12 protein-coding genes and 1 other RNA gene are annotated in these 10,683 nt (G+C 63.2%); 5 read left to right on the forward strand and 8 right to left on the reverse strand.

Annotated features, from left to right (window positions below):
* Nucleotides 1–905: LysR family transcriptional regulator (locus tag N7573_RS21790; protein ID WP_279943283.1), on the reverse strand; the 905-nt coding region annotated here is incomplete at its 3' end.
* A gap of 97 nt (nucleotides 906–1,002) precedes the next feature.
* On the opposite strand from N7573_RS21790, the gene N7573_RS21795 reads away from it, so the two are divergent.
* Nucleotides 1,003–2,247 carry an SGNH/GDSL hydrolase family protein gene (locus N7573_RS21795; protein WP_279913522.1) on the forward strand — a complete coding sequence of 415 codons (1,245 nt, stop codon included), beginning with the start codon at nucleotides 1,003–1,005 and terminating at the stop codon, nucleotides 2,245–2,247.
* A gap of 58 nt (nucleotides 2,248–2,305) precedes the next feature.
* On the opposite strand, the gene fur is transcribed toward N7573_RS21795, so the two are convergent.
* Nucleotides 2,306–2,713, reverse strand: a complete 408-nt coding sequence (gene fur, locus N7573_RS21800) for a ferric iron uptake transcriptional regulator (RefSeq protein WP_005409235.1) — start codon at nucleotides 2,711–2,713, stop codon at nucleotides 2,306–2,308.
* Between the two features lie 103 nt (nucleotides 2,714–2,816).
* Here fur and bamE point away from each other — a divergent pair, with 103 nt between their 5' ends.
* A complete protein-coding gene (gene bamE, locus N7573_RS21805; protein WP_279913523.1) occupies nucleotides 2,817–3,209 on the forward strand; it encodes an outer membrane protein assembly factor BamE in 393 nt (130 codons plus the stop codon).
* 36 nt (nucleotides 3,210–3,245) lie between these two features.
* Here the strand turns inward: bamE and N7573_RS21810 are convergent, their stop codons facing one another.
* Entirely contained in the window at nucleotides 3,246–3,503 is a 258-nt protein-coding gene (locus N7573_RS21810; RefSeq protein ID WP_032128285.1) for an RnfH family protein, read from the reverse strand.
* A 3-nt stretch (nucleotides 3,504–3,506) separates the two neighbouring features.
* Nucleotides 3,507–3,932 (reverse strand): type II toxin-antitoxin system RatA family toxin, encoded by a 426-nt coding sequence (locus tag N7573_RS21815; RefSeq protein WP_010484449.1) that lies wholly within the window; start codon nucleotides 3,930–3,932, stop codon nucleotides 3,507–3,509.
* Between the two features lie 57 nt (nucleotides 3,933–3,989).
* On the opposite strand from N7573_RS21815, the gene smpB reads away from it, so the two are divergent.
* Nucleotides 3,990–4,493: an SsrA-binding protein SmpB gene (gene smpB, locus N7573_RS21820; RefSeq protein ID WP_010484447.1), complete on the forward strand. Its 504-nt coding sequence runs from the start codon at nucleotides 3,990–3,992 to the stop codon at nucleotides 4,491–4,493.
* Nucleotides 4,494–4,594: 101 nt separating this feature from the next.
* Here the strand turns inward: smpB and N7573_RS21825 are convergent, their stop codons facing one another.
* From N7573_RS21825 to N7573_RS21835, 3 genes are all read right to left on the reverse strand, one after another.
* On the reverse strand, nucleotides 4,595–5,167 hold the full coding sequence (locus N7573_RS21825; protein WP_197655779.1) for a hypothetical protein: 573 nt from the start codon (nucleotides 5,165–5,167) through the stop codon (nucleotides 4,595–4,597).
* A gap of 141 nt (nucleotides 5,168–5,308) precedes the next feature.
* On the reverse strand, nucleotides 5,309–5,740 hold the full coding sequence (locus N7573_RS21830) for a GNAT family N-acetyltransferase (RefSeq protein WP_279913525.1): 432 nt from the start codon (nucleotides 5,738–5,740) through the stop codon (nucleotides 5,309–5,311).
* Nucleotides 5,741–5,825: 85 nt separating this feature from the next.
* Nucleotides 5,826–6,053, reverse strand: coding sequence for a hypothetical protein (locus tag N7573_RS21835; protein WP_228756320.1), 228 nt, complete (start codon nucleotides 6,051–6,053; stop codon nucleotides 5,826–5,828).
* Between the two features lie 197 nt (nucleotides 6,054–6,250).
* Between N7573_RS21835 and ssrA the strand changes: the two genes are divergently transcribed.
* Nucleotides 6,251–6,643: a transfer-messenger RNA gene (gene ssrA / locus N7573_RS21840) on the forward strand.
* Between the two features lie 300 nt (nucleotides 6,644–6,943).
* Nucleotides 6,944–8,368: a site-specific integrase gene (locus N7573_RS21845; protein ID WP_279913527.1), complete on the forward strand. Its 1,425-nt coding sequence runs from the start codon at nucleotides 6,944–6,946 to the stop codon at nucleotides 8,366–8,368.
* 481 nt (nucleotides 8,369–8,849) lie between these two features.
* On the opposite strand, the gene N7573_RS21850 is transcribed toward N7573_RS21845, so the two are convergent.
* The gene (locus N7573_RS21850) at nucleotides 8,850–10,418 is read right to left on the reverse strand and encodes a MobA/MobL family protein (RefSeq protein ID WP_279913528.1); all 1,569 of its coding nucleotides are present in this window, start codon (nucleotides 10,416–10,418) and stop codon (nucleotides 8,850–8,852) included.
* Between the last annotated feature and the right edge of the window lie 265 nt (nucleotides 10,419–10,683).

Consider the following 10,683-nt stretch of genomic DNA (forward strand, 5'->3'; position numbering starts at 1 on the left):
CGCGCCAGATCGACGTTCTCCACCAGGAAATCGAGGAAGGCGCGCACCCGCAGCGGCAGGTAGCCACCCTGCCCCAGGAACACCGCATGGACCTCTTCCAGGTCACCGGGATTGGCCTCTTCCAGCACCGGCAGCAGGCGTCCGGCGGCGATGTCCTCCTGCACCTGGTAGGTCGCCAGCCGCGCCAGGCCCAACCCGCCCAGCACCAGCTGCCGCAGCGCGTTGCCATTGCTGGCGCGGGCATTGCCACTGGGCAGCACCATCCGCTCGCGTCCGTCCTGCAGCAGCGGCCAGCCCTGCATCGCACGCGCATGGCCGATGTCCAGACGGTTGTGCAACATCAACTCCTCAGCGTTGCGCGGCAGTCCATGCCGCTGCGCGTAGGCTGGCGCGGCCACGATCATCATCCGCGTCGCACCCAGCCGTCGCGCCACCAGGCTGGAACTCTTCAGCGGGCCGGCCCGCACCGCCACGTCGGTGCGCTGCTCAAGCAGGTCGATCACCTCGTCGTTCAAGGTCAGATCCACCCCCACCTGCGGATTGCGCTCCAGGAATGCCGGCAGCAGCGGCAACAGGAAATGCTGGCCGAACGGCACGTTGGAATTGACCCGCAGGCGTCCGCGCGGCTCGGCATGGGCGCTGGCACAGCGCTCGGCCTCCTCCAGGTCGGCCAGCACGCGCAGGCCACGCTCGTAGAATGCGCAGCCTTCCGGGGTCAGCTGCAGCTGGCGGGTGGAACGCTGCAGCAGGCGCGTACCCAGCCGTTGCTCCAGCCGTGCCACCAGCTTGCTGACTGCCGACGGCGTCATGTCCAGGGTACGGGCCGCGGCGGAGAAGCCACCGGTCTCGATCACCCGCACGAACACTTCCAGTTCGCCGGATCGGTTGATGTCGGGTCGCGCCATGGCGATGAATCCAGTTCACAGATGATTATCCATGCGCAGTCTAGTTCACAGATCGACGGAGAATCACCATGGCCCTCCCTCCTCCCGGGATTGCCCGATGAACCGCCTCAGCCAGCTCACCGCGACCGCCTTGATCGCCCTATCCAGCGCAGCCAGTGCCGCCCCGGCCCCGCACTGGGTCGCCAGCTGGCAGGCCAGTCCGCAACCGGTCTGGGGCGCCGATTTCCTGTTCCCCACCCTGGTTCCGGCCACGCTGCAGGACCAGACCTTCCGCCAGACGGCGCGTATCAGCCTGGGCGGGCCCCGGCTGCGGGTGCGGCTGAGCAATGCCTACGGCACCCAGCCGTTACGGATCGGGGCGGCCAGCGTGGCCGCACACGCGGGTGTCACCCCGCAGCCGCTCAGCTTCGACGGCCAGCCCGGGGTGCTGATCGGCCCCGGTCAGGAACGGCTGAGCGATCCGCTGCCACTGGCCACGGATGACCACCAGGCGTTGCAGATCAGTGTCTTTGTGCCGGGGCCGACGCCCGTGCAAACGTTCCACTGGGAGGGTCGGCAGACCAGTTGGATTGCGCCCGGCGACCAGAGCCTGGCCCAGGCTCTGAGCGGGGCCAGCAGCACCACTGCCCGCCTGTTCCTGGCCGGCATCGAGGTCGAGGCCGCTGCCAGCGCACGCAGCGTGGTGGTGATCGGCGACTCGATTACCGATGGCGCCACCGCCAGCCTCGATCAGGACCAGCGCTGGACCGACCATCTGGCGACGCGTCTGGCACCGCGGGGCGTTGCCGTGGTCAACGCCGGTATTTCCGGGGGGCGGCTGCTGCGCGATGGCATGGGCGAATCCGCCTTGGCCCGCTTCCGGCGTGACGTGCTGGATCAACCAGGCGTGGTCAGCGTAGTCGTGCTGATCGGCATCAATGACATCAGCTGGCCCGGCACCGCCTTCGCCCGGAACCAGGCCCGGCCCACGCTGGCCGAACTGCAGGCGGGGTATCGCACCCTGGCCGAGCAGGCCCATCGGCGGGGTCTACGCATCCTCGGCGCCACCCTGACACCGTTCGCCGGCGCCCTGCCCGGCACGCCGCTGGACGACTACTACCAGCCGGACAAGGAGGCCCTGCGCCAACAGCTCAATGCCTGGCTGCGCAGCGACAGCCCGTTCGATTCAGTGATCGACCTGGATGCGGCGCTGCGCGACCCGGCCGATCCGTCACGGATGGCCGCCGCCTACGACTCCGGCGACCACCTGCATCCGGGCGATGCGGGTAACCGGGCCATGGCCGAGGCGGTGGATCTGGAGGTGTTGATGGGGCCCCTCACACATGGCGCGGATCTGCCGTAAGCAACGAAAAACCCCGGGCAGGCCCGGGGTTTCGTCGCATCCAGCTGGCTGGAACGGCTTACTTGCGCTTCTTGCGCACGTACAGCACCAGCGAATGCTCTTCCAGCTCATAGCCGTGGTCGGCCGCGATCTTGCGCTGCAGCTCCTCGATCTCGTGGCTTTCGAACTCGATGATCTTGCCGCTGTCCACGTCGACCATATGGTCGTGGTGGCCGCCACGGTCCAGCTCGTAGACGGCCTGGCCGCCTTCGAAATTGTGCTTGAGCACGAGGCCGGCGGCCTCGAACTGGGTCAGCACCCGGTAGACCGTCGCCAGGCCGATCTCGTCGCCATGCTCGAGCAGCTGGCGGTAGATGTCTTCGGCGGTCATGTGGTGCTGGGCATTGCGCTGTTCAAGCAGCGCCAGGATCCGCATCCGTGGATGGGTCACCTTCAGGCCGACTTTTCGCAGGTCGTGGGTTTCCATAGGTCTCCGTTCATTGGCGATTTAGCGCCAGCTGCCTCGGATTGGGTCGCGGTGGCACGCCGGGAGTGTATCATCGGTTTGATTTCCCCAACCGCCAGTCCCGATGCGCAATCTCCTGTTGGTCGCCGCCGTCGCCCTGTCCACCACCGGGTGCGGCATCATCTACAAGCAACCCATCTATCAGGGCAACCTGATCCGGGAAGATGCCGTGGCCAAGCTGCAGGTCGGGCAGAGCAAGCAGCAGGTCACTGCGCTGCTGGGCACCCCGTCCATTCCGGACCCGTTCCACGCCCAGCGCTGGGACTACACCTCCAGCCAGCGCGTGAACCGCCTGGGCCGTACCGAGGTGAAGAACTTCACCGTGTTCTTCGACAAAGACAACGTGACCCGCTGGGAAGGCGATTACTTCCCGGGTAACGACAAGGCCCTGGCCCAGCAGACCGTGCGCCAGTTCGGCCGCAATCTGCCGAAGGACAAGAAGAAGAAGGGTCGCTGACGCCCCCTGCCCGTCCTCGCGGACGGGCGACAGGAATCAACCGCCGAGCGCGCGACGCCGGCGGTTGTCCTTGGGGTCGGCCTGCAACGGGCGTAGCAGCTCGATGCGGTCGCCATCCAGCAGCACCTGCTGCGGGCGCGCCAGCAGCCCATGCACGGCCGCCGCCGGGCAGTCGGCACTGCCTTCCAGCGCAGCAGCGGCAATGGCCTCGGCCACGGTCGCGCCCTCGTCCAGCTGCAACCGGCGCGAAAGCACCCGCTGCGGCCAGGCCAGCACCACCTCGACCTCGATCATCGCTCAGGCCTCGTCGGCAACGCGGATGAAGTCGTTGACCATGCGGTCGGCCAGGCTCTGGAAGCCCAACGCCAGCGCCGGACCGAGCAGGCGTGAACTGGGCTCGAAGTCCAGGGTCAGGGTGACCTTGCAGGCATCTTCGGCCAGCGCATGGAACTCCCAGCGGCCGTGCAGCTGCTTGAACGGGCCATCGCGCAGCTGCATATCGATGCTGTGCGGGCGCTGCAGTGTGTTTTCAGTCTGGAACCAGGTGCTGAACGAGCCCAGGCCCAGGTCCAGGCGCGCTACCAGCCGGTCCTCGCCCTGCTCCAGGATCTGGGCAGCCGAACACCAGCGGAAACGGCGCGGATAGGCCTGGACATCATTGACCAGGTCGAACATGCGCGCGGCCGAATGTTCGACCAGGGCGCTGCGGCGGATAGTAGGCATGAATACAGGACGTTTCGGCAATCGACCGGGCGGGCCCGAATCGGAGACAATACGGAAATGAGCAAGAACAGCGGCAAGGATAAAGCAAAGAGCGCGACGGCCAACAAAACCATCGCGTTGAACAAGCGTGCCCGCCACGAGTACCACATCGAAGACCGCTTCGAAGCCGGCCTGGCCCTGCAGGGCTGGGAGGTGAAATCGATCCGTGCTGGCCGCGGCAACATCGTCGACGCCTACGCCTACGTGAAGGATGGTGAGATCTTCCTGATCGGCGCGCAGATCACTCCGTTGATCCAGGCCTCGACCCATGTCGTGGCCAACGACCGGCGCGATCGCAAGCTGCTGCTGCACCGGAGCGAGATCGACAAGCTGGTCGGCAAGGTCGAGCGCGATGGCTACACGATCGTGCCCACCGCGATGTACTGGAGCAAGAACAAGATCAAGCTCGAAGTCGCGCTGGCCAAGGGCAAGCAGACCCACGACAAGCGCGATGCCGCCAAGGACCGCGACTGGGCGATCGAGAAGCAGCGCGTGATGCGTCGCGGCAACCGCGACGCGTAAGGCGGCTGCGAACGACCATGTAGAGTCGAGCAATGCTCGACTGCTTTACGGTATTTGTGGAACGCCGAAGTCGAGCATGGCCCGACTCTACAAAAGGCGGGTCACCCCGCCAGCATGCCCTGCCTGCGCATCCGCGGCGACAGCGCCGCGTGCATCACCGCCAGGTGCATCACTACCGCCAGCTCCGGTGCGTAACGGTCATCGCCCAAGCGCCACTGTTTGGCCAGGTTCGCGGCATCAGCCGGCAGCAACGCCAGCAACTGGGCGTCGTCCAGTGCATCGGCCGCGCCCTGCAGCTGGCGTGCCATCTGTCGCGACTGCCACACATGCACGCCGATGCTGAGACTGGCCAGCGACATCAGCACCACAGCCAGCCCGTGCTCGAACCACTGCGACAGCACCTCCGGCCCCCACAGCAGGGCAGCCAGCACCGCCAGGCCCGGCAGGCGCCACCCCAGCCAATGGATGCGGCCGCGCTGCGACCAGTGCACCACCACCGCGCTGGCGACCAGTGCCGCAGCTGCCGTGGCCGGCAACTCCGTCACCCAGGTGGCCGCCAGCAGCACCGCCAGCACCGCCCAGACCCAGCCCGGCGGCAACGCACGCCGCTGGTAGTCGGCACCGACCGGCCCGATCAGCTGCCGCAGGCTGCGTTGTTGGCTTGCATCGGTCACCCATGGTCTCCGTGTCTGTCCTGGCTCGGATGGTCATCGCCAGTGTGTCGCAAATTCGTGCCCACGAAGTTAGCAATCCGCTATGACAGACGCTCTACAACAAGTTGCGGATTGACAGGACCCGCGGCTCGCCCGCAGCGCTCACCCCGCCGACAGATCCTTGCTGAGGAATACCCTGCATGTGCCGACCGGATCGCATGGCACCCGGCCGAACACGACCCATCCATGCTTCACATAGAAGTCGGGCGCCTGGAAGCTGAGGGTGTACAGCACGCCGGAACGGCAACCGCGACGCCGCGCTTCATCCTCTGCGGCCTTCAGCACACGCGACCCCAGCCCGTTGCCGCGATGGGCCGCTGGCAGATGGAACAGATCCACGAACCACAGGCCCAGTGAGGTTCGCCCGGTAAGGCCCCCTACTACCTTGCCGCTGGCCGGATCGGTAACCAGTACCGCCAGCGCGCGTCGATCGGCATACCCTGCAGCCTCCAGATTGAACTGGTCCAAGCCAGTGCCAATCACCTCCAGCGCTTCGTCGCTGGGTTCATCTGTTACTGCAACGGCTAGCGTCATGGCGTCCTTTCACTCGCTTAACTTCAGGAATCTGGATGCTATCAAGCCTGATCGCACCTACGCCGGCCCGCTTCAGCGTTTGGCGCTATTGCGGCCCGTCTTGAGCACAGACCGATGCCACTGCCTTCAACAACAGATCGGCCTGCAGCCCTGATGCAGGACCTGTTGCCGGAAACGCCGCCGCGAGGGCCTTCGCCGCCCGATCTGCGTGTGGCTGGATGTACCAGGACGATTCAGCCGACAGCATGCCACCGCGCACCTCTTGCCCGATCCGATACTGTCCCCAGTTGCCGGGGCTGACGGAAATGGCCATGAGGCCCCCCGTGGAGTGGTACCGGAAATTCGAGCACGGCGTCCCAAGGGATCGCAACGTGCCAATCAGCTGGGAGACGGACGCTCACCCGCGTGACTGTTCAGGAAGATTGCCGTAAGATCCGTCTCGTTGGGCAGGGTCAGTGTCAGCTTTCATGACGGCATTGGCCCCAAAGCCTTGCAATGCTTGAAGAAACCGGGGGTGCATTGGTTTCGACGGGGGTTGTGAAGTCGCCTGGCGCATGCCGAGGGGGTAGCTTTCCTCGTAAATCCAGCTGCAAAACTCTAGTTGCCAACGACGACAACTACGCTCCGGTCGCTCTCGCAGCCTAAAAACTGCGGTGCGTGACCTTCTGCCGACTTAGGCGGAGCCTCGAAACTGCTTGTGTCCATGCTCGCAGCGTAGAGTCATTATCATGGAATCGCGCTGGGCGGCTGCCTGTCAGTCCGGCACTAGAACACAACAGGCTGGTTCCCGGGTGCGCTTTGCACACCGTGCTGCTCGGGGATGAGATTCAACGGTGAGCTAAGCATGTAGTGCTGGGGATGGAGTGCCTTCGGACGGCGGTTCAATTCCGCCCACCTCCACCATTTGTAAGCAGTTCAGCTGTATCTTGCTGATTCTGTTGGGTTTTGGCAGGGCGCGATACCGAAAAACGATCTTTCCAAAAGGATCTTTTGAGGTATCGCCCCTTGCCCAAGCCCTATCTTCTACGCCGACCTAGCGGACTTCATGTCCGCTTTCTTGTTCCTGTAGACCTGCGCGAGGCTATCGGCTCACGCTTCTTGGTCCGCCGCCTTCCCCCATCTGCTGCTGACCTTGCCCGCCTCGTCGCGGCCCGCATGGCTGTGGCACTCTCCGAAGCATTCGAGCGCTGGAGAGGTAGCCGCATGGATGACAAGGATAGAGAAGACCTGCTGAAAGTCGTCAGCGGCTCCATCAACCAGTGGACCGGAAACATCCAGCTGCCGAATGGGACTAAGCTCACCGGTCTGAACGTCAATGGGCGAGAAGATGCTCAAGCACTTCTGGAAACGATCAGAGGCTTGGCGTTGCCTGGGCTCTCGGTTGTGGGACTGCCCAATGAACCCGCCAGCGCAGATTTCACGCTATCCGACCGCATCGCCCTGTATCTGGCGGACCTGAGGAACGCCAAGACCTCACCCGGCAATCTGCTGGATAGTGAGAACACGCTCATCATCTTCCAGGAAGTCGCAGGACCTGACCTGCTGATGTCGAAGGTAGGGGAAGCCCAAGTCAGAGCGTTTCTGACAGGACTCCATCACTGGCCAAGCAATGCCAGGAAGAAGAGTGACTACAAAGAGCTGACCGCGCCGCAGATCATGGCCAAGGTCAGGCAGCAGAGAGATAAGGGCATCATTGTTGCCGGTCTCTCAGATCGGACCCTCGGAAAGCACCGAGACCGGCTTGCCAGCTTCTTTAACGCACAAGTGGCCAGCGGCATCATCGCGCGCTCGCCCTTGGACGGGATCAAAAGGCAGAACTCGGCACAATCCGTGGCTGCCCTGCCCCGCCGCCAGTTCACAATTGAAGAGATCAACAAGATCTTTGACCCTGAGAATTTCCTGCCTTGGGCCAAAGGACGGCCTGATCGCTACTGGGGCGTGCTGCTGGCGGCAGGCACCGGGGCGCGGGTCAACGAAGTTGGCCAGCTTTATGCGGAAGATGTTGCAGAAGTGAACGGCATCTGGGGCATCCACATCCGCGCCGTCCATCGCGACCAGAAGCTGAAGAACGCCAACTCGCTGCGCTTCATCCCACTACATCCCCGCCTCTTGGATGCTGGGATCCTCACATATGCCCGTGATGTCATGGAGGCAGGCCATGAGCGCCTGTTTCCCCACCTGCCTTGGCATAAGAAGGCAGGCTACGGGGATGCCCTTGGAGATCAGTTCCGCGCCTATCTTGTTGGCTTGGGCATGATGCAGCCAGGCATGGGCTTCCACTCGTTCCGACATACTGCGAGCACCCGGCTTCTCTATGCGGGTGTGCTTAGCTCTATTGCCGCTGCCATTACGGGGCACAAGGCGCATATGCCCGGCGAGCTCGGAACCTATGTAGATGTGCCCACGCTCCAATCGCGCGCAGACGCGGTAGCGCTTCTCCCCGTTCCCGAAGGTCTGCCGGTCTATCAGCCTGGAGAGGCAGCGCAGTCCCTCAGGCAAGCGCAACTCAGAGCGAAGCGGAGGGCGGTCAATGCAGCTGCACGTGAACGAAAAGCGGTCGCTCTTGCCAAAAGCGCGCACTCCACGACGCCAACAAGTCACATGAGGAAGCCATCAAAGGCGTCGTAGCGCCCGGAGAATCTCGGTGACAATGATTAGGCAACGCCATCAACCACTCTAGGCGCTCAAGATTCGGGGTCGGAGCCTTGCGATCAACGCAAATAATGTTTTTATGAGAGCTCCCAAACGTTAGGAGCTCCATATGCCGTTAGAAAGAAAGCTGGCTATCGCTAGCCGAGTGCTGTGCCCATTGATCGCACAAGACCGAACTCGGGACACTCAAGATCGAATCGAAGACATCATCCACGCCCTCGAAATCGCGGACGAATTGATCAACCGATGCATGGCTCCAAAACCCCCGGCTGACGACCACACTCTGAAACCTGCCGTTAGGGTTAGAGAAGCCGTGGTAGAACGCGATCAGGTGCAGCTCAGCGACATGATTTCAGAGCGCCGTGGCGCAGTGTCAAAGCCCAGACCTACCTACCACTGAGTTTTCGAAACTGGAGGTGGGTTAAAGCCCCGGTTCGCCGGGGCCTTCGCTTGTCTATCAGTGCAACCGGGCTCCGGGCTCTCTGCCGGGATTCATTAGGAGCAAGGGGTCAGCTGAAATAGGGGCTTCAGGAGCGCCAATGGGCGCATCCTCCACCGGATATCTACGCAACAGCACTTCACTCCAATTCTCCAGCTGCGACAACGACTCGCCTGTTCGACGGTTGTAGTCTTCCTGGGCCTTGGGTCCGGTGGCTTCGTGAGCGCGTTGATACTCCTCGCGTCCCAGCTCGACAGCCCTGACACGGCGCGCCCGCCGCCGCGACCAATCCGACCGAGTCAGGATCCCTGGACGTGGGTTCTGGCTTTCGAAGTTCTCCAAGGCAAATTCTGCTTGGGCCAATACGTGCTGGGCACGGTCTTCAGCTTTCAGCCTACGCTTGAAGCGCAGTGCGTCCCGCTTCAACTTCTTCAGTCTTACGAGCAACTCTTCCAAGTCGCCACGGAGCCTGGGCGCCGCGACATGAGCGGATATCAAGGCAGCACTGTTGCGCAGCAATCTGCGCGTGAATTTGAGCCTATCTCGCAGCGCCTCTATCCACGCCTCCGCCCACATCTCCAACACTTCCTTCAGGGCCTGCTTGGATGCTGTGACCTGCGGCTGCCGCGTCCCGGCATCGGCAACCGCTACAACCGGCATGACTTCCCTGGCCACGTTACCCAGAGGAGTAACTCCACCAGGAGACAGCATTGGTAGGACGGGAGGATGCGAAGCAACTTCGCGCGGCCCGACCGGCATGGCTTGATCGGATGCCGGTTCCATCAATCTGCCCTGCTCCGCCAGGTCAGCGACGGCGCGATCCCAAGCGGCGCTGTTGGCCTGGTGGATCCCGTCATTGCCCTGCTTAAGGACTGTATCGACGCCTCGGCGATGCAGCGCCGTCGCATCTTTGCCCAAATGAAGCCCTGGGATGCGTGAAAGCTCCGCCGCTGTAAGCTCGTCGCCTTGCTCTGCGGCCTCGGCCGCTTGGTCCTTAAGGCTACGATGATCGACGCGTGCCGAGACACCTGCAGCAGCAAGATGGGCATTGATGGCTTCCCCCACCATCGCGCGAATCCATTCGACTTCCCCTCGGCCTGAAGGGCCGCCATCCAGCTCCCTGGTCTTGTCCTTCAACCCGTCTGCGTCCATCCGCCTAGTCGTGGCTAGGATGTGGACGTGATAGTTGAGCCCGTCAGCGGTCTGTGGCTCATGGATGCTGGATTGGACAGCGAACCTGTACCGCTGGACCAGACAGCGCGATATCTCGGCTGCCAAGTCTGAACGCTGCTCATTGCTCAGTTCGTGTGGCAGCGCAACTTCGAATTCCCTAGCGACCGTGGCGTCTTTTCGGCGCTCTGAGGCCTCGGCTGCGGGCCAGAGCTGCCGAGGATCGAAAGCCCAGTCAGGCGCCTCATCTGGCGCCAGACACCGGGTTTCGACAACGCCCCCTCGCCTTCGATAGTCGTGCCGGAGACCGGTGCGGTCATCGATGATTAGCAGGCCTGCTCGATAAGCCGCTGCAGCGGTAGAAGCGTGCCCCTGGGCACGGCTGAAGGTCTTTACTCTGGTGTGATAGATGGCCATTGATGCTCCTTGTTCTGGCCCCCGCACCTGCCTTTATGCCTACGATTTAGGCTTTGGCAAGCGCTTTTAGGGGGTCAAGGGGGCACAGCCTCTTGCGCACGCATTGCCCGAAGGGCAATGCCTAAGTGCGCTCTTGCCTTTAAGGACTCACCCCCAGAAATCATCAATGCATGTGCTTACCAACTGCAGCGGGAACGCCCTGAGCCCTCCAGGTCACGCATCCCGCCCTCGACAGTGGCCCGCTGTCCTTGCGGATCAGGCTGCA

It is taken from the genome of Stenotrophomonas sp. GD04054 (genome assembly GCF_029836955.1).
GTDB classification, from domain to species: domain Bacteria; phylum Pseudomonadota; class Gammaproteobacteria; order Xanthomonadales; family Xanthomonadaceae; genus Stenotrophomonas; species Stenotrophomonas maltophilia_A.